The organism is Halomonas sp. ML-15 (genome assembly GCF_014779595.1).
Lineage (GTDB): Bacteria > Pseudomonadota > Gammaproteobacteria > Pseudomonadales > Halomonadaceae > Franzmannia.
The window spans coordinates 290768-308001 of the sequence record NZ_JACXZT010000019.1; the positions used below are offsets into that span (position 1 = coordinate 290768).

General features: G+C 64.1%; 16 protein-coding genes. 10 read left to right on the forward strand and 6 right to left on the reverse strand.

Annotated elements, in window-relative coordinates:
* Nucleotides 1-77 precede the first annotated feature (77 nt).
* Nucleotides 78-851: an enoyl-CoA hydratase-related protein gene (locus IEI94_RS12970; RefSeq protein WP_191167728.1), complete on the reverse strand. Its 774-nt coding sequence runs from the start codon at nucleotides 849-851 to the stop codon at nucleotides 78-80.
* Nucleotides 852-1129: 278 nt separating this feature from the next.
* Between IEI94_RS12970 and IEI94_RS12975 the strand changes: the two genes are divergently transcribed.
* The gene (locus IEI94_RS12975) at nucleotides 1130-2836 is read left to right on the forward strand and encodes a potassium/proton antiporter (RefSeq protein WP_191167729.1); all 1707 of its coding nucleotides are present in this window, start codon (nucleotides 1130-1132) and stop codon (nucleotides 2834-2836) included.
* Nucleotides 2837-2898: 62 nt separating this feature from the next.
* On the opposite strand, the gene pobA is transcribed toward IEI94_RS12975, so the two are convergent.
* Nucleotides 2899-4083, reverse strand: a complete 1185-nt coding sequence (pobA, locus tag IEI94_RS12980; protein WP_191167730.1) for a 4-hydroxybenzoate 3-monooxygenase — start codon at nucleotides 4081-4083, stop codon at nucleotides 2899-2901.
* Nucleotides 4084-4236: 153 nt separating this feature from the next.
* Here pobA and IEI94_RS12985 point away from each other — a divergent pair, with 153 nt between their 5' ends.
* On the forward strand, nucleotides 4237-5148 hold the full coding sequence (locus IEI94_RS12985; protein ID WP_191167731.1) for a helix-turn-helix domain-containing protein: 912 nt from the start codon (nucleotides 4237-4239) through the stop codon (nucleotides 5146-5148).
* A 14-nt stretch (nucleotides 5149-5162) separates the two neighbouring features.
* Here the strand turns inward: IEI94_RS12985 and IEI94_RS12990 are convergent, their stop codons facing one another.
* Complete coding sequence (locus IEI94_RS12990) at nucleotides 5163-6140, reverse strand: helix-turn-helix domain-containing protein (RefSeq protein WP_191167732.1); 978 nt, start codon at nucleotides 6138-6140, stop codon at nucleotides 5163-5165.
* A 216-nt stretch (nucleotides 6141-6356) separates the two neighbouring features.
* Between IEI94_RS12990 and IEI94_RS12995 the strand changes: the two genes are divergently transcribed.
* The 8 genes from IEI94_RS12995 (at nucleotide 6357) to IEI94_RS13030 (ending at nucleotide 14838) form a co-directional block, all read left to right on the forward strand.
* Nucleotides 6357-7121: a coniferyl-alcohol dehydrogenase gene (locus IEI94_RS12995; protein WP_191167733.1), complete on the forward strand. Its 765-nt coding sequence runs from the start codon at nucleotides 6357-6359 to the stop codon at nucleotides 7119-7121.
* A gap of 84 nt (nucleotides 7122-7205) precedes the next feature.
* A complete protein-coding gene (locus IEI94_RS13000) occupies nucleotides 7206-8615 on the forward strand; it encodes an aldehyde dehydrogenase family protein (protein WP_191167734.1) in 1410 nt (469 codons plus the stop codon).
* A 292-nt stretch (nucleotides 8616-8907) separates the two neighbouring features.
* Nucleotides 8908-10767: a feruloyl-CoA synthase gene (locus IEI94_RS13005; protein ID WP_191167735.1), complete on the forward strand. Its 1860-nt coding sequence runs from the start codon at nucleotides 8908-8910 to the stop codon at nucleotides 10765-10767.
* A gap of 30 nt (nucleotides 10768-10797) precedes the next feature.
* Nucleotides 10798-11568 (forward strand): crotonase/enoyl-CoA hydratase family protein, encoded by a 771-nt coding sequence (locus IEI94_RS13010; RefSeq protein WP_191167736.1) that lies wholly within the window; start codon nucleotides 10798-10800, stop codon nucleotides 11566-11568.
* A gap of 18 nt (nucleotides 11569-11586) precedes the next feature.
* The gene (locus IEI94_RS13015; protein ID WP_191167737.1) at nucleotides 11587-12372 is read left to right on the forward strand and encodes a 3-hydroxyacyl-CoA dehydrogenase; all 786 of its coding nucleotides are present in this window, start codon (nucleotides 11587-11589) and stop codon (nucleotides 12370-12372) included.
* A gap of 9 nt (nucleotides 12373-12381) precedes the next feature.
* Nucleotides 12382-14166: an acyl-CoA dehydrogenase gene (locus tag IEI94_RS13020; RefSeq protein WP_191167738.1), complete on the forward strand. Its 1785-nt coding sequence runs from the start codon at nucleotides 12382-12384 to the stop codon at nucleotides 14164-14166.
* A gap of 82 nt (nucleotides 14167-14248) precedes the next feature.
* Complete coding sequence (locus IEI94_RS13025; protein ID WP_191167739.1) at nucleotides 14249-14458, forward strand: type II toxin-antitoxin system VapB family antitoxin; 210 nt, start codon at nucleotides 14249-14251, stop codon at nucleotides 14456-14458.
* Nucleotides 14455-14838 (forward strand): type II toxin-antitoxin system VapC family toxin, encoded by a 384-nt coding sequence (locus IEI94_RS13030; protein WP_191167740.1) that lies wholly within the window; start codon nucleotides 14455-14457, stop codon nucleotides 14836-14838. Before IEI94_RS13025 ends, IEI94_RS13030 begins: the two co-directional genes overlap by 4 nt.
* Here the strand turns inward: IEI94_RS13030 and IEI94_RS13035 are convergent.
* The 3 genes from IEI94_RS13035 to IEI94_RS13045 are packed head-to-tail and all read right to left on the reverse strand — an operon-like array spanning nucleotide 14829 to nucleotide 17192.
* Entirely contained in the window at nucleotides 14829-16127 is a 1299-nt protein-coding gene (locus IEI94_RS13035) for a TRAP transporter large permease (protein ID WP_191167741.1), read from the reverse strand. The two genes, IEI94_RS13030 and IEI94_RS13035, sit on opposite strands and share 10 nt — an antisense overlap.
* Complete coding sequence (locus IEI94_RS13040; protein ID WP_191167742.1) at nucleotides 16120-16656, reverse strand: TRAP transporter small permease; 537 nt, start codon at nucleotides 16654-16656, stop codon at nucleotides 16120-16122. The genes IEI94_RS13035 and IEI94_RS13040 overlap by 8 nt, the downstream gene beginning before the upstream one ends.
* Before the next feature lie 50 nt (nucleotides 16657-16706).
* A complete protein-coding gene (locus IEI94_RS13045) occupies nucleotides 16707-17192 on the reverse strand; it encodes a DUF3237 domain-containing protein (RefSeq protein ID WP_191167743.1) in 486 nt (161 codons plus the stop codon).
* Nucleotides 17193-17234: the final 42 nt, after the last annotated feature.

A 17234-nucleotide genomic window follows, 5' to 3' on the forward strand; every position in this document is an offset into this window, starting at 1 on the left:
CGGCCGTTATTGAAAGGGGCGCCCACTCAGTGGACGCCCCCGTAGGATCTCGCCTGATCATCCGCTCGGCTGTCGTTTCAACCACTCCGCCCTTTACCTGATGACACTTGCTTGGCAAAGAAGGCGTCGATGGCGCCCTGGGCTTCCGGGGAGCGACAGCGTTCCAGTAGCTGCTGTTCTTCGCGGTCGAAGGCGTGGCCGATCGCCTCGGCGTCGCCTTCCCGCAACAGTGCCTTGGTGGCCAGCAGCGCATCGAAGGGTTTGGAGAGAAGGCGACTGGCAGAGTCGAATGCCTGCTCCAGCGCCATCCCATCGGGGGTAGTGTCGGTCAACAGGCCAAGCTCGCAGGCACGAGAGGCGGACAAGGATGCGCCCAACATGAGCATCTCGCTGGCCGCCTTGTTGCCGGCCAGCTTGGGTAGCATCAGCGTGGTGGCACCCAGGGGCGTCAGGGCAAAATTGACGAATGGCAGGTAGAAGGTGGTCGAGTTTCCCGCATAGGCGAAATCGCAGTGCATCAGGATCGATGAGCCAAGCCCCAGGGCGAGGCCCTCTGCGGCGGCGATGACCGGCTTGGGAAAGGCGTGCAGCCGACGCAGGAAGGTGATGGCTGGCACCTCGGTCGCCTGCGCCAGCGCCTTGTAATTGGCCAGGTCGTTGCCTGCGGTAAAGCAGTTCTCGCTACCGGTGATGATCAGGACCTTGACCTCGTCATCTGCCTCGGCCGCGGCAAGCGCATCGATCAGTTGGGCGTAGCTAGTCTCATCCAGGATATTGCGTCGTTCGGGGCCGCTGATCTTGAGCAGCGTGATGCCATCCGCCCTGCGTGACGTCGTGATTCGAGTCGTCATGCCCTACCTCCATTGCAGACAGAGAACCTGTTCCCAGCATAAGTAGTTTTTGATGAGCGTGCTAATTTTTCTTTGGTGGAGAGCCGTCACCGCCATTCGGTCACATACTTTCCTCAGACTTACCGAGACCCCAGTGTTACTGTGGGCGAATTGCAGGCGGCTAAGAGAGGGCCGTTTTCCTGACATAACCATCCGTACAGCAGCTTCCTGAACTTGCCACTGAACACATGGACCGCCACTTAGGCTCTGGCCAGGGTTGCCAATCAAGGGGCATCCGCATGGACTTCATCAACACCCTTTTCCTGCTCAGTGGCGTCCTCCTGGCCTTGAGCATTCTGGCAAGCCGACTCTCCTCGCTGTTCGGCCTCCCCCTTCTTATCATCTTTCTTGGCCTGGGCATGCTGGCGGGTGAGGAGGGTCTGCTCGGCATCCAGTTCGACGACTACTCCATGGCGTTCCTGATCGGCCACCTGGCCCTCGCCTTGATCCTGCTTGACGGTGGCCTACGTACACGCCTCAAGACGTTCCGTGCGGGTTTTCGGCCGGCGCTGTCCCTCGCAACGCTTGGCGTCTTCCTGACCAGCGGCATTACGGGACTGGTCGCGATGTGGGCCTTCGACCTGACCCTGGTGCAGGGGCTGCTGGTGGGTGCCATCGTCGGCTCTACCGACGCTGCGGCGGTGTTCTCGATGCTCAGCGGACGCGGCATCAACCTGAATGAGCGGGTCGGTGCCACCCTCGAGATCGAGTCGGGCACCAACGATCCGATGGCGATCTTCCTGACCATCATGTTCATCGAGATCCTGGTCGGCGATATCGGCAGCATCGCCGAGACAACGCTGTTCCTGATCCAACAGTTCGGCGTGGGTATCGTAGTCGGTATCACCGGTGGCTGGCTGACAGGCAAGCTCTTGCGCTGGGTCGACCTGGCGCCCGGACTCTACTCGCTACTGGCCCTGGCGATAGGCTTCTTCGTCTTCGGTGCCACCAGCGCGCTAGGCGGGAGCGGTTTCCTGGCCATCTACCTTTGCGGGCTGATGATCGGCAACCAGCCCGGGCGACATCTCAACTTCATTCTTCCCGTACATGACGGTCTAGCCTGGCTGAGCCAGATCGGGCTCTTCCTGGTGCTGGGGCTGCTGGTTACCCCGAGCGACCTGCTGGACTACACCCTGCCCGCCTTCCTGGTAGGACTTGCCTTGATCTTTGTGGCCCGGCCACTCGCCGTACTGATTTCCATAAAGCCCTTTTTCAAGTTCCGCTGGCGTGAGCTCGGCTTCATCTCCTGGGTGGGGCTGCGCGGGGCGGTTCCCATCGTGCTGGCCATCTTCCCCTTCATCGGCGGAGTGGAAAATGCCGCTCTCTATTTCAACGTCGCCTTCGGCGTAGTGTTGATGTCGCTGCTCATCCAGGGTGGCACCATCACCCTGATGGCCCGCTGGATGAAGGTGCAACTGCCCCGCGCCACGGCGCCCAACCATCGCGGACCGCTCGGCATCCTGCCCGAGAATGACTATGAAATGTTCGTGTATCGGGTCGAAAACAAGAGCCTGGATGACGTGCCAATCCGGCTACTTCGCTTTCCCTCCGGGGCGCTGATTTCTGCCCTCTTTCGCGAGCATGCCATGCTGCACCCCAAAGGCAGCACACTGCTCAAGATCGGCGATGTCATCTGTGTCATCGGTCGCAATGAAGACCTGGCCTCCCTCAACAGGCTGTTTAGCGGCGATGCCAAGCTGAAGAAAGAGAAGGAGTTCTTTGGCCCCTTCACCCTCGATGCCGACGTACGCCTGGGGGAAGTGGCCAGCGCCTATGGCATTTCCGTCACACCCGGGGAAGAGGAGATGATATTGGGCGATTTCATTTCGATGCGCGTGGGCGGCCACCCCGTCATCGGCGATGACGTGGCGTGGCACGGCATACACTGGGTAGTGAGTGAGGTGAAAGGTGACAAGGTCGTCAGGGTCGGCATGCGCTTTTACTAGCGCCACTGCCGACCTGGCCGACAGTAAGGTCGTGAGCTAGTCCCCGTAAAAACCAGCAAGTGTTACTCCAATGCCTCGTAGGGCAGCCCTACATAATTCTCGGCGATGGTGGTAAGGCCGGCGTGGGAGCCGGTGACATAGTCCAGCTCGGCCTGCTGCATGCGCGTACTGAAGTCTTCTTCATCGGAGAACTTGTGCAGCATGGAGGTCATCCACCAGGAGAAGCGCTCGGCCTTCCAGACCCGCTTGAGGCAGGTCGCCGAGTAGCGCTCGATCAGGTCGGTACGCCCCTCATGGTAGACCTTGCACATCAGCGAATAGAGGGTGTTGACGTCGCTGGCGGCCAGATTTAGCCCCTTGGCGCCGGTGGGCGGCACGATATGCGCCGCATCGCCGACCAGGAACAGCCGACCGTACTGCATCGGCTCGGCGACGAAGCTGCGCAGGGGCGCGATGCTCTTCTCGATGGAGGGGCCGGTCACCAACTCGGCAGCGACCTCGTCCGGCAGCCGGCGCTTGAGCTCCTCCCAGAAGCGCTCGTCGGACCACTCCTCTACCTTTTCGTCCAGCGGCACCTGAACGTAATAACGGCTACGGGTCTCGGAGCGCATACTGCACAGCGCGAAACCGCGCTCATGCCGGGCGTAGATCAGCTCATGGGAGACCGGCGGCGTGTCGGAGAGAATGCCCAGCCAGCCAAACGGATAGACCTTCTCGAAGGTCTTGATACGCTCCTCGGGAATGGTCTGGCGCGACACGCCGTGGTAGCCGTCACAGCCGGCCACGTAGTCGCAATCCAGGCGCAGCGTCTCGCCATCCTTCTCATAGGTGACATAGGGCGCGTCGCTCTCCAGATCGTGGAGCTTTACGTTGTCGGCTTCATACACGGTGTTACCACCGCTGGCCTCGCGGGCCTCCATCAAATCGCGGGTGACCTCGGTCTGGCCATAGACCATCACCCGCTTGCCGCCGGTGAGCTCGGCCAGATCGACCCGCACATGGCGATTGTCGAACGCCAGCGCAAAGCCATCGTGGGGCAGGCCCTCCTCGTTCATGCGCTGGTCGACCCCGGCGTCGCGCAGCAGGTCGACCATGCCCTGCTCCAGCACCCCGGCGCGGATACGGCTGAGCACGTATTCGCCGCTCTTGCGCTCGAGAATCACGTTGTCGATACCCTGGCGCTGCAGCAGTTGCCCCAGCAGCAGTCCCGAGGGACCGGCGCCGATGATCGCGACCTGTGTCTTCATGGTGAGCACCCTATCGTTGTCGTCTTGGATATGCTTTTAGTAGTTGTATTTTTCAGTGATAGAGAACGCTTTTTAAGACACAATCGGGCCATGAAGTAGGACAAATGACATATACTGACTAGACGTTAGTCGATGCCGCGACAGGAGTCTTCCATGACTGCCCTCAGTCCCGACGCCGTGCCGGTTTTCAAGCTCTACGGCGAGACGCGACACTGGCCGACCCCAGACCTGTTGCACTGCGAGTCCATCGCCGAACGCAGCCGCCTGCATGATTGGCATATCAAGACCCACCGTCACGCCGACCTGCTGCATCTGCTGCATATCGCAGCCGGCGAGGTCGTACTAGATCTGGAGGGGAGCCAGACGCGCTTCTGCGGCCCGGCGCTGATCGTGGTACCGGCCATGGCGATTCACGGCTTTCACTTCGAGCAGCAGATTCGCGGTCATATCATCACCCTGGCGCAGCCGCTGGCCGAGCACCTGATCGCTGCCCTCGGCCACCAGGGCGCCGCGCTGCAGCGCGGCGGCCACTATCGGCTGGTAGATAGCGGCGAAGCCCAGGCCATCGCCCTGCTGGTCGCACAGATCGCCGACGAGTACCGCCGCCCAGCGATCAATCGCGATCTGGTATTGCACGCGCTGATTCAGGCTCTGGCCGCCCAGGTCGCCCGCCGCGCCGAGCGCCAGCGTAGCCACCCCACCGCACTACGACCGACGCCGAGTGCCAGTGACCGAGGGCGCGCTCACTTGCAGCGCTTCCAGGCACTGATCGAGGCCCACTACCGCGAGCAGCCCACCATCGGCGCCCTGGCCAAGCAGCTCGGCATCACCGCCGCCCACCTCAATACCCTGTGCCGCCAGCTGGCCGACCGCAGCGCCCTGCAGCTGCTGCATGAGCGCATACTGCTCGAGGCCAAGCGCCAGCTCACCTACACCAATATGACCATCAGCGAGGTCGCCGATAGTCTCGGCTTCTCCGAGCCGGCCTACTTCACACGCTTCTTCAAGCGGCTTACCGGGCTCAATCCGCGTGATTTTCGCATGCGCCAACACGCTCCCTGTTGAGATGGCGCCGGTCATCAATCCTGCAGGCCACCTTCCCGCTTGCGCAGCTCCCCCGGCGACACCCCGTAGCGCTCACGAAACACCTTGGCGAAGTGCGCGCTATCGATAAACCCGTGCTCCAGGGCGATATGCGTAATGCTGCATCGCCGCTGGGCGCTATCCAGTAGCATCAGATAGCACTGCTCGAGGCGCAGCTCGCGAATAAAGGCGGCCGGCGGCACCATGCCGTGACGACGAAACTCGTCGTAGAGGCCCCGCATCGAGACGTTAAGAGCAGAGGCCAGGTCCTCGGGCGCCAACGAGGGATCGGCGATGCGCTCCAGTATCACGCGGCGTGCCTTGGTGATGCGTTCGCTGGGCAGAGGGGCGCATTGCAGCTGCTGGCGCTGATGGCGCCAGAACGAGCCAAATACCAGCTCGAGTGCCGCGTCCTCCACCTGGCCGACGGGCGGACCACCCTGCCAGCTCAGTTGAGAGCGCAGTACCGCCAGGGACGCATGCGCACCGGCATCCCAAGGCAGCGCCTGCCCCTGACACCCTTCAGCCAATCGCCGCCACTCAGGCAGCTCGGCCAGGTCGATGCTCAGCATCAAGGCGCGATAGTCGCCGAATGTCTGTAACCGATAAGGCGTCGATAGGCGATAGACCGTCATCTTGCCGGGGCTAAGACGAATGCTGCGCCCACCCTGCTCCATCACCGCTTCGCCGTGCAGCTGCCACACCAGCTTGAAGGTGTGATCACCCCCAGAGAGGCCAGCCAGCCGCGGCGTCCGCGTCACCCATACCGGCGAACTGGCGAGCTTGATCAGGTGGCTTCTGTGCAGGCCCCGCCCACGCAGCCTGGCATGGAACAGCGGCGACTGCGGGACAACCTCCAGCGGCGGCAGGTGTGCCTCACTGGCTTGCAGGAAGCACTCCAGGTCGGTCGTGGTCAGTGCGCGTGGCGGCGCGCTGTCAGGACGTGCCACCGACGCTAGGGGGGCAGTATTCATAGGCTGGCGACTCCGCAACTACTGTTATAGGTATAATTTGTTGCTACTCACAACTATATAATCTGGTCCAAGCGGCCGAGATTGGCAAGTCGTCATGCAGAGACCAACAAGCGATCTGCAGGGATCGACAAGATGGGGAACCAGGCACGCGGCAGGCTAGGCGTTGTACGAAACGTCGCCGGCACAGGCGGCCCGTTCCAACCTTGAGGATATGACATGACACTGAACGGAAAGACGCTTGTGATCACCGGCGCTGCGTCCGGCATTGGCGCCGAAACCGCCCGTCTCGCTCGCTTTCAGGGCGCCACTGTGATCGGTATGGACCGCAATGATCCGATGATTACCCTCGATGAGTTCGTCAACGTCGACATGGCCGTGCCTGATGCCATCGACACAGCCGTTGCCGCCCTGCCCGACCGAATCGATGGCCTGGTGAATGCCGCCGGAGTCTCTGGTCTTGCCGACTGCGATCTGGTCGCACGCGTGAATTACCTTGGCCTGAGGCACCTGACCGAAGCGCTTGTGCCGAGGCTCAAGGGAGGTGCAGTGGTCAATGTCGCCTCGATCCTTGGCGTTGATTGGCCTGCGCGGCTCGGCGCGCACAGGGCGCTTTCAGAGACGCAGGATTTCGCCTCCGGCCTGGGCTGGCTTGCGGCCAACCCGGTTCCGCAAGAGACCTGCTATCAGTATTTCAAGGAAGCGCTGATCGTCTGGACCAAGAAGCGTGGCTACCGATTGTTCATGGATCATGATATCCGGATGAACGCAGTCGCCCCGGGGCCGGTCATGACCCCGATACTGGGTGAATTCGTGCAGATGCTGGGTGAAGAGCGTGTTGCCGCCGATGCAGAAAATATCAAACGCCCCGCCATCGCAGACGAAGTCGCGCCACCCATCCTGTTCCTGTGCTCGGACGCCGCGCGCTGGGTAACCGGGATCAGCCTGCCCGTCGATGGGGGAATCGATGCGCTCTACACCTGATGCCTGTGCGCAGCCTCGATGAACCCAGACCATTTTCGTACCGAGCATGATAAATCCAAATCGCCATGCTGCAGGAGACACGCCATGACCCTGACACACACCTTCCATGCCCTGATCGGCGGTGAGCTGAGCACCGGTAGCCGCCAGATGCCGGTGATCAACCCCAGCACTGAAGAGGTGCTCACCCACTGCCCACAAACCACGCATCAGGAGGCTGAGCGCGCCATTCGCTCGGCACGCGCTGCCTGGCCTGCCTGGCGCGATACTCCATTGGAACAGCGCCGCCGTGTGCTGCACGCCATCGCCGATCGCATCGAGGCGAATGCCGAGGAGCTGCAGCGCTGGCTGACCCTGGAGCAGGGCAAGCCGCTGGCGGGGGCTGCCGTGGAGACCTCCCAGGCCCCCGCCATCCTGCGCTTCTTTGCTGAAGCCGACCTCTCCCCCCGCACCCTGCAAGACGACGAGCAGCAGTGTGCCGAACTGCATCGCCGTCCGCTGGGCGTCGTCGCCGCCATCGTGCCCTGGAATTTCCCCCTGGTGATGGCCTGCTACAAGCTCGGGCCGGCACTGATCACCGGCAATGTGTGCCTGATCAAGCCGAGCCCGACCACCCCGCTGGCGACACTGCGCCTCGGCGAGCTGATTGCCGACCTGGTACCACCCGGGGTGGTCAGCATCCTGCCGGATGGCGGGGATATCGGCCCCTTGCTGACCGGCCACCCGGACATCGACAAGATCTCCTTCACCGGCTCCACCGCCACCGGCAGAAGCGTGATGCGCGCCGCCGCAGATAACCTGCAGCGCATCACCCTGGAGCTGGGCGGCAACGACGCCGCCATCGTGCTCGATGACGTGGACGTCGACGCCGTGGCACCGCAGCTGTTCGGCCTGGCCTTCGTCAACTCCGGCCAGGTGTGCATGTCGATCAAGCGCCTCTACATCCAGTCCGGCGTCTATGAGCGCATGTGTGATGCCCTCGCCGAGCTGGCGCGCAACGCCAAGGTGGGCGACGGCCTGGATCCGACCACCGAGTTTGGCCCAGTGCAGAATCGCAGGCAGTTCGAGACGATAAAGCGACTCCTCGAACTGGCGCCACAGCACGGGCGTGTCATCGCCGGCGGCCGCGCTTATGGGCCGGGGTATTTCGTCGAGCCGACGCTGATCCGCGATATCGAGGAGGGCAACCCGGTGGTCGACGAGGAGATCTTCGGCCCGGTGCGCTCGCTGCTGCGCTTCGACGACGTCGAGGACGCCATACAGCGCGCCAATCGCTCGCCCTATGGCCTGGGTAGCTCGGTATGGACCCGGGATAGCGCGCGGGGCAAGCAGATCGTCTGTCGCTTGGAGAGCGGCAGCGCCTGGGTCAACCAGCACTTCGCCATGGCCCCACATATTCCTTTCGGCGGCCATAAACAGTCAGGCATCGGCGTGGAGTTTGGCGAAGCGGGACTTCACGAATATACCGTCATTCAGTCGGTGGTCGTTGCCAAATAATCCCTTCGGGCCACGAAGGAGAAGATCTTCCACGCCTTAGGCGCCGCCATCGACACTAGGGGCTGCTGACGGTGATTTAGCACGCAGATGCCGCGCTAGGTCCGCGCGGTATCTGCTGGCTCGTCGCTGCCTCTTCCCCAACGCCACCCCGCCGCTGAATAGCGCGAGTCCTCGACCAAAGGCTTAGCCATAGAAGGTGACCTCACGGCGCGACTGTTGTAACCTGCAACAATGTTTAGTACAACAACAGTCACTGCAGACAACATAATCTGCTGAAAACGCCGGAGCGGATATGACAGCCTCCACGCTCGACCCGACACACGCCTCCAGCAGTGCACCTCCTCAGGTGCACCTGGAACATCGCGACGATGGCTCCCAACTCCTCTACTCCACGATCCCGCTGGGCGATGACTACGCCCGCTGCTGTGGCGAGTGGCTGGAACACTGGGCTCGCGAGACGCCGGATCGCCTCTGGCTGGCCGAGCGCGCCCCCCAGGACGCCTGGCGAGAGCTCACCTACGGCGAGGCGCGCCGTCGGGTGATCGCCATCGCCAGCTGGCTGTTGCACCAGGACCTCTCCCCCGAGCGCCCGCTGGTCATTCTCTCGGACAACAGCATCGAGCACGCCCTGCTGATGACCGCCGCTATGCATATCGGTGTACCCTGCTGCTCGATCTCGCCGGGCAGCTCGCTGATGTCGACCGACCACGCCAAGCTCAAGCGCCAGATCCAGCTGCTGCAGCCCGGGGTGGTCTACGCCGACCCCATCGAACCCTATGCAGCGGCGCTGGCGGCCATCGATGAGTGCCACGACGGCGTGGTGGTGGCCGGCAGTCGCAGCGCAGCTAGCGAGGGCAGCACGCCCTTCACCGAGCTGGAGAAGCGCACCGACGAGACGGCGGTGATGGCCGCCTTCGCTACCCTCACCCCGGACACCATTGCCAAGTTCTTGTTCACCTCCGGCTCGGTGGGCACCCCCAAGGCGGTGCCCAACACCCAGCGCATGCTCTGCTCCAACCAGCAGGCCAAGGCCCTGCTCTGGCCGACCCTGGCCGAGCGCCCACCGGTGCTGCTCGACTGGCTGCCCTGGAGTCACACCTTCGGCGGCAACCACAACTTCAACATCATCCTGCGCTGGGGCGGCACCCTCTACCTGGACGACGGCAAACCGACCCCGCAGCTGATCGAGAAAACCGCCCGCAACCTGCGCGAGGTCTCGCCGACCCACTACTTCAGTGTGCCGCGCGCTTACGACATGCTGGTGCCGCTGCTGCGAGACGACGCCGAACTCCGCGAAGCCTTCTTCCAGCGCCTGGAACTGATCTTCTACGCCGCCGCGGCGCTGCCCGATCACCTGTGGAAAGAGCTCGAGGAGATGGCCCGCGAGACCACTGGCCGTGAGGTACTGATCGCCTCCTCCTGGGGCGCTACCGAGACCGCGCCGATCTGCACCGACTGCCATTTCCCGGCGGTACGCTCCGGGGTGATCGGCGTGCCGGTGCCGGGCACTACCCTCAAGCTGGTGCCCACGGCGGGCAAACTCGAGGTGCGGGTCAAGGGTCCCAACATCTTCGCCGGCTACTGGAAGCAGCCCGAGCTGTCGGCCAAGGCGTTCGACGACGAAGGCTTCTACCGGATGGGCGATGCTGTACGCTTCGTGGATCCCCGGCGGCCCGAGCTGGGCCTGCTCTTCGACGGCCGCGTCAGCGAAGACTTCAAGCTGCTGACCGGTACCTGGGTACATGTGGGCGCCCTGCGCATGGCCGGGCTCGACGCCCTGAAGCCCATCGCCCAGGACATCGTGGTCACCGGCCACGACCGCGACGAAATCGGCTTCCTGGTTTTCCCCCATCTGGCCGCATGTCGCCGCCTCTGCCCCGATCTCCCCGAGGGTGCGCCGGTCGCCAAGGTCCTTGCGCACCCTGTCGTGCTCGAGCAGGTGCGCAAGGCCATGCGCGCCATGCGGGCGAGCGGTGGCGGAAGCTCCACCTACCCGACCCGCGCCCTGCTGCTCGAGGAGCCGCCCTCGGCGGAGGCCGGGGAGATCACCGACAAGGGCTACATCAATCAGCGCAAGGTGCTGGAACGACGTGCCGATCTGGTCACCGCCCTCTATGCCGACACGCCGGCCGCGGCCGTCATCACCCTTTAACCCATGTACTTTCCATCGCCGAGGCCCCTCATGAGCGAGACACTCGTCAAGACGTCACTGGACGACAGCATCTACACCATTACCCTGGCGCGGCCGGATAAGCGCAACGCCGTGAGCGACCGCCTGCTCGGCGCCCTGGAAGAGGCACTGATCGCCACTCCCGAGGACACCCGGGTGATCATCCTGGCCGCCGAGGGCAAGCACTTCTGCGCCGGACTGGACCTCGCCGAGCATCAGCATCGCGACCCCTTTGGTGTGGTCCAGCACTCGCGGGGCTGGCACCGTATCTTCGACCGCATCCAGAATGGCGGCATCCCGGTGGTCGCCGCCATGCAGGGCGCCGTCATCGGCGGCGGCCTGGAGCTGGCCACTGCCACCCATGTGCGCGTCGCCGAAACCAACACCCTCTATCAGCTACCCGAGGGGCGCCACGGCATCTTCGTCGGCGGCGGCGCCTCGGTGCGTGTCTCCAATATCATTGGTCCTGGCCGCATGTGCGAGATGATGCTCACCGGCCGCGTCATGGAGGCCGACGAGGGCCAGCGCCTGGGGATTTCCCACTACGTGGTCGGCGAGGGCGAGAGCCTCGACAAGGCCCGCCAGCTCGCCGCGCGTATCGCCGAGAACGCGCCCATGGCCAACTGGGCCATGGTCTCGGCCATCTCGCGTATCGATAACATGGCCAGCGAAGACGGCCTGTTCGTGGAGTCGCTGACCGCAGCCCTGACCCAGACCAGCCCCGAGGTCGCAGAACGCATCGGTAGCTTTTTCAAGAACAAGGGCCAAGGCCCACGTACCTGATTGGGAAGGAGTGAGCAGATGAAATTCCAGGACAACACCTTTATCGTCAGCGGCGGCGCCTCGGGCCTCGGCGAGGCCACCGTACGCGCCCTGCATGTCGCGGGCGGCAACCTGGTGATCGCCGATCTCAATGCCGAACGCGGCGAGGCGCTGGCCGCCGAACTGAATGCCACGGGTGGGGGTGAGCGCGCCCGTTTCCTGCGCACCGACGTAACCCTCGAAGCCGATGCCCAGGCCGCGGTGGACCTGGCGCTCGAGGCCTTCGGTGGCCTGCAGGGGCTGATCAACTGTGCCGGGGTCGGCGACCCCGCCAAGGTGGTCAACCGCGATGGCGAGCCGCTGCCGCTTGAGACCTTCTCGCGCATCGTCAACATCAACCTGCTGGGCAGCTTCAATATGCTGCGCCTGGCCGCCGCGGCCATGGCCAAGGGCGAGCCCCAGGCCGACGGCGAACGCGGGGTGATCATCAACACCGCCTCGGTGGCCGCCTTCGACGGCCAGATCGGCCAGCCGGCCTACGCGGCCTCCAAGGGCGGCATCGTCGCCATGACCCTGCCCATCGCCCGGGAGATGGCCCGCCACGGCATCCGCGTGATGACCATCGCCCCGGGGCTATTCAAGACCCCGCTGATGGAGTCGCTGCCAGAAGAAGCCCAGCAGTCGCTGGCGGCCTCGATTCCCTTCCCAAGCCGCCTCGGCGAGCCCGACGAATTTGCACGCCTGGCCTGCCATATCGTCGACAACGCCATGCTCAACGGCGAGACCATTCGCCTGGATGGCGCGATTCGTATGGCACCAAGGTAAGCAGTCACCATGATCGATTACCAAGCGCCGCTGCGCGATATGCAGTTTATCCTCGACGAACTGGCCGGCATCGAAGCCATCGCCGGGCTGCCCGGCTGCGAGGACGCCTCGCCCGATCTGGTGGGCGCCGTGCTGGAAGAGGCCGGCAAGTTCGCCAGCGGCGTGCTCGCCCCCCTCAACCAGACCGGCGACCGCCAGGGCTGCCGCCTGGAGGGCGAACGGGTGGTCACCCCCGACGGCTGGCAGGCGGCCTACGACCAGTTCCGCGATGCCGGCTGGATCGGCCTCTCGCTGCCCCCGGCGCACGGCGGCCAGGGGCTGCCCAAGCTGGTCTCCACGCCGGTGTGGGAGATGTGGTTCTCGGCCAATATGGCCTTCGCCATGCTGCCCCAGCTCAACGTGGGCCAGACCGAGGCGCTGATGATCGCCGCCAGCGAGGCCCAGAAGGACCGGTGGCTCGACAAGATCGTCAGCGGCGAGTGGGCCGCCACCATGAACCTCACCGAGCCCCAGGCCGGCTCGGACCTGGCCGCCACCCGCATGCGTGCCGAGCCCACCGAGGATGGCCGCTACCGGCTCCATGGGCAGAAGATCTATATCTCCTACGGCGAGCACGAACTCACCCCCAATATCGTGCACCTGGTACTGGCCCGGTTGCCCGACGCCCCGCCAGGGGTCAAGGGGCTATCACTGTTCCTGGTGCCCAAGTACCTGCTCGATGAGCAGGGTGAGCCAGGTGAGCAGAACGATATCCGCTGCATCTCCATCGAACACAAGATGGGCATCCACGGCAGCCCCACCTGCACCCTCAGCTACGGCGATGACGGCGGCGCCCTGGGCGAGCTGGTCGGCGAGCCGCACCAGGGGCTCAAGACCATGTTCGTGATGATGAACGACGCCCGCTTCAACGTCGGGGTGCAAGGGGTGGCGCTGGGCGAGCGCGCCTACCAGGCGGCGCTGAACTACGCCCGGGAACGCGTCCAGGGGCGCGATATCGTCAGCGGCGACAGCGGCCGCCCGATCCTCGTCCACCCGGACGTCAAGCGCATGCTGGTGTCGATGCGCGCCCGCCTGATGGCCATGCGTGGCCTGCTCTACACTGCCGCCGGCTGGTTCGACATCGCCCGCCATCATGCGGATAGCGAGGTCGCCGACAAGCATCGCCGCTACGTCGACCTGCTGATGCCGGTGGCCAAGGGCTGGTGCACCGAGGTCGGCACCGACCTCTGCGACGAGGCGATCCAGGTGTTTGGCGGCATGGGCTTCGTCGAGGAGACCGGGGTCGCCCAGCTGTTTCGCGACGCCCGCGTCACCACCATCTTCGAGGGCACTACCGGGATCCAGGCCAACGACCTGCTGGGCCGCAAGATCCTCCGCGACGAGGGCGCCACCCTGCGCGAGCTGATCGCCGATATGCGCAACACCGCTACCCAGCTCGCAGACCATCAACACCTCGGCGACCTGGCGGAATCCCTCAGCGAACAGGCCACGCTGCTCGACGAAACCAGCGACTGGCTGCTCGAGCACCGCACCGAGACCGCCAACCTCTACGCCGGCGCCGTGCCGCTGCTGCACTTGCTGGGCCTCGCCTGCGGTGCCTGGCAGATGGCGCGCCTGGCGCTGGCCGCCGAGGCGCGCCACGAGAACAAGGAAGGCGACGCCGACTACCTGCGGGGGTTGGTGGAGCTGGCCCGCTTCTATATGGCCACCCAAGCGCCCCAGGCTAACGCCCATGCCCATGCCGTTCGTCATGCCGGGCCGGTGCTGAGCGGGTTTCCCGAGGCCGCGCTGTGACGATAGAGAGAGCCAGCAGTCGCTTCGCAAAGATGCAAAGAATGATGCACAATGACATCAAACCAGATGCGGAGCCTGTGCCATGCGCACTACCATCACCATCGATGACGCCCTCTACGAGCAGGCGTTGAGCCTTGCCGAACCTGGCGTGGACAAACCCGCCGACATCGTCCGTGAGGCCATCCAGACCTATGTGCGGGTCCAAGCGGGCCGGCGCCTTGCCGCCTTGGGGGCAACGGCACCCGACATGCCGGATATCCCTCGGCGCCGAAGCGAACCCACAGGGTCATGAGCGTACTCGTCGACACCTCGGTATGGGTAGATCACTTCAGGCACCGCAACGACACCCTGGTCGAACTGCTCGAAAGCGATCAGGTGATGAGCCATCCGATGGTAGTGGTCGAACTGGCCTGCGGCACTCCCCCTGCGCCACGTGCTCAAACCCTCAATGCCATTGAACTGCTACGCCCATGTCAGCAGGCAAGCTTGCGCGAAGTAAGGGAATTCATCGAGCACAACGCTCTCTATGGCCTGGGATGCGGCCTCGTGGATATGGCCTTGCTGGCCTCTGTACTGATTACCCCCGAGGGGCAGCTATGGACGCTGGACAAGCGCCTCGCCGAGATGGCGAGGCGCTTCGAGGTGGCCTATCCACCACCCCGCTACATCTGAGCCGGCAGGTAGAGCACCAGGGCCGGAAACAGGATCAGCAGTATCAAGCGCACCAGATCCGCCGCCACGAACGGCATCACCCCCTTGAAGATACGCCCCAGCGGTACGTCGGGGGCTACCGAGCGGATCACGAAGACATTGATGCCGATGGGCGGCGTGATCATGCCCAGCTCCACCGCCACGACCACGATGATACCGAACCAGATGGGATCGAAGCCCAGGCTGGTGACCACCGGGTAGAGGATCGGCACCATCAGGATGATCATCGCCATCGGGTCCAGCACACAGCCGAGCACCAGAAACAGCCCGAGGATCAGCAGCAGCACGCCATATTCTCCCACCGGCAGCGCGGTAAGCCAGGCGGTCAGCAGCTGTGGGGTCTGGGTCACGGTCAGGAAGTAACCGAACAGCAGCGCACCGATCAGGATGGTGAAGATCGCCACCGAGGTGCGCAGTGCGTCGAGCAGGCAGACCATGGTCGAACGCAGGGTAAGCCGCCGACGCAGCACGCCAATCAGGAAGGTGCAGAAGGCGCCTAACGCCGAGGCCTCCACCGGCGTTACCACCCCCAGATAGATGCCGCCCACAATGGCGATGAATAGCAGTAAGACCGCCCAGATGCCGCGCAGAGAATCGAACTTCTCGCGCCAGTTGGAGCGCTCGCCGGCGGGCATGGCATCTGGCCGCAGCATGCCCATGATGCGGATAGTGATAAAGGCGAGCAGGATCGACAGCAGACCTGGGATCACCCCAGCCACGAACAGCTTGCCGATGTCCTGGTCGGTGAGGAAGCCATAGAGCACCAGCACCACCGAGGGCGGAATCAAAATTCCCAGCGTGCCGCCAGAGGCGATCAAACCGGTTGAGAGGCTGTCGGCATAGCCGGCGCGGCGCATTTCAGGCAGGGCAACGCGGGTCATGGTGGCAGCGGTAGCCACCGAGGAACCACAGATAGCCGCGAAGCCTCCGCAGGCGGCCATCGTCGACATGGCGGCACCGCCGCGAAAGCCACCCAGCCAGGCCTGCCCGGCCCGAAACAGCTCGCGGCTCATGCCGGTGGCAGAGGCGAACACCCCCATCAGGATAAACATAGGGATCAGGCTGAGATTGTAGTTGGTGACGGTGCGCAGCGGCGAGGTGGCCAGCACGCCCAAAGCTGCATCCAAGCTGGTGACGGCCGCGAAGCCGATCACCCCGACAATGCCCATGGCAATGCCCACCGGCACGCGCAGGGCGATCATCCCGAACAGACCGACGAACCCCAGCAGGGCAATCATGTTGTTATCCATCGCGCGGCTCCTTGGGCACGTCGTCCAGCGTAGAGGCCGATACCGGCAGCGCATCGGGACGCCAGATCAGTAGCACCAGCCGCGCCAGGGCCAGCAGCGAAGCCGCCACCACGCCCAGCCAGGCCAGTCCGTAGAATGGCCATAGCGGTAGCTGCAGATCGGAGGTGGTCTGACCGGCGTTGAGGATGGTCTCAACGCGACCAAACAACACCCAGGCCAGTACCAGCACGAAGGCGGTCACCATCAGGTGGGCCAGGATGTCCATCAGGCGGCGTAGCGCCTGTGGACACAACTGCCAGACCAGGTCCACCGCGATATGGTCGTTGCGCCAGGTGGTGGATCCCAGCCCCCACAGGATGGCAATGCCCAGCAGCAGACTGGCGATGGCATGAGCATCGGGAATCGAGGTGGCAAACAGGTAGCGCGACAGCGAGGCGACGAAGATCAGCAGGGTGATCACCGCCAAGCTGAGGCTAGCGATGCGCTCGATCACCGTTGCCACAGTGGTAATCATCGAAGGCGTTGCCATAGTAAGACTCCATCGGCGCCGGGCGGCACGGCAGATGTTGCGGTGCTTGCCTAGCCAACTCGGAAGACCTGGATCAACACCCGCTCAGGCTCACGAATGCCCCGCGCAACGAACAGGTCGCGGGTCAGCCAGGCAAGTGCGGGATCGGCGGTCTGGAAAGTGGGCACGGTGCGAAAGTAGTACTGATCGGGTGCAACCGGCTCGCCACGAATCAGCCGTTGCATGATCGGTTCCGGAGCGTGACGCACCCCGCGGTTCTCGACTTCAATGAGGCTGCCCTGAGTGGTCCTGAGTACATAGCGAGCCATCACCTCGGCGCAGCCATCGGGGCGGATCAACTGCCAGTCTGCGCCGCCAGGCAGTACTTCACCGGCAAGCTGGGGGCCGTCGAAGGTGCCCCCCAGGATGGGAATGATGCGCCGACGGCCATTGACGAGCTCGCCGATCTCGAGGGGCGTGTCGACGTGTACGGCCAGGGTGGTGACGGGCTCGAGACGCGGCGGTGCATCGAGGTGGGTATGAGAGTCAGTGGCCATGCGGGTCTCCACAGGCTAGTGGGTCACACCGGCCCTTGGAGC

Bases quoted from the DNA above. Each gene is read 5' to 3' on its own strand.
- IEI94_RS13045 (WP_191167743.1), bottom strand. From the start codon at position 17,192: ATGGCCACTGACTCTCATACCCACCTCGATGCACCGCCGCGTCTCGAG.
- IEI94_RS12975 (WP_191167729.1), top strand. From the start codon at position 1,130: ATGGACTTCATCAACACCCTTTTCCTGCTCAGTGGCGTCCTCCTGGCC.
- IEI94_RS12970 (WP_191167728.1), bottom strand. From the start codon at position 851: ATGACGACTCGAATCACGACGTCACGCAGGGCGGATGGCATCACGCTG.
- IEI94_RS12995 (WP_191167733.1), top strand. From the start codon at position 6,357: ATGACACTGAACGGAAAGACGCTTGTGATCACCGGCGCTGCGTCCGGC.
- pobA (WP_191167730.1), bottom strand. From the start codon at position 4,083: ATGAAGACACAGGTCGCGATCATCGGCGCCGGTCCCTCGGGACTGCTG.
- IEI94_RS13000 (WP_191167734.1), top strand. From the start codon at position 7,206: ATGACCCTGACACACACCTTCCATGCCCTGATCGGCGGTGAGCTGAGC.
- IEI94_RS13030 (WP_191167740.1), top strand. From the start codon at position 14,455: ATGAGCGTACTCGTCGACACCTCGGTATGGGTAGATCACTTCAGGCAC.
- IEI94_RS12985 (WP_191167731.1), top strand. From the start codon at position 4,237: ATGACTGCCCTCAGTCCCGACGCCGTGCCGGTTTTCAAGCTCTACGGC.
- IEI94_RS13020 (WP_191167738.1), top strand. From the start codon at position 12,382: ATGATCGATTACCAAGCGCCGCTGCGCGATATGCAGTTTATCCTCGAC.
- IEI94_RS13005 (WP_191167735.1), top strand. From the start codon at position 8,908: ATGACAGCCTCCACGCTCGACCCGACACACGCCTCCAGCAGTGCACCT.
- IEI94_RS12990 (WP_191167732.1), bottom strand. From the start codon at position 6,140: ATGAATACTGCCCCCCTAGCGTCGGTGGCACGTCCTGACAGCGCGCCG.
- IEI94_RS13040 (WP_191167742.1), bottom strand. From the start codon at position 16,656: ATGGCAACGCCTTCGATGATTACCACTGTGGCAACGGTGATCGAGCGC.
- IEI94_RS13035 (WP_191167741.1), bottom strand. From the start codon at position 16,127: ATGGATAACAACATGATTGCCCTGCTGGGGTTCGTCGGTCTGTTCGGG.
- IEI94_RS13025 (WP_191167739.1), top strand. From the start codon at position 14,249: ATGCGCACTACCATCACCATCGATGACGCCCTCTACGAGCAGGCGTTG.
- IEI94_RS13015 (WP_191167737.1), top strand. From the start codon at position 11,587: ATGAAATTCCAGGACAACACCTTTATCGTCAGCGGCGGCGCCTCGGGC.
- IEI94_RS13010 (WP_191167736.1), top strand. From the start codon at position 10,798: ATGAGCGAGACACTCGTCAAGACGTCACTGGACGACAGCATCTACACC.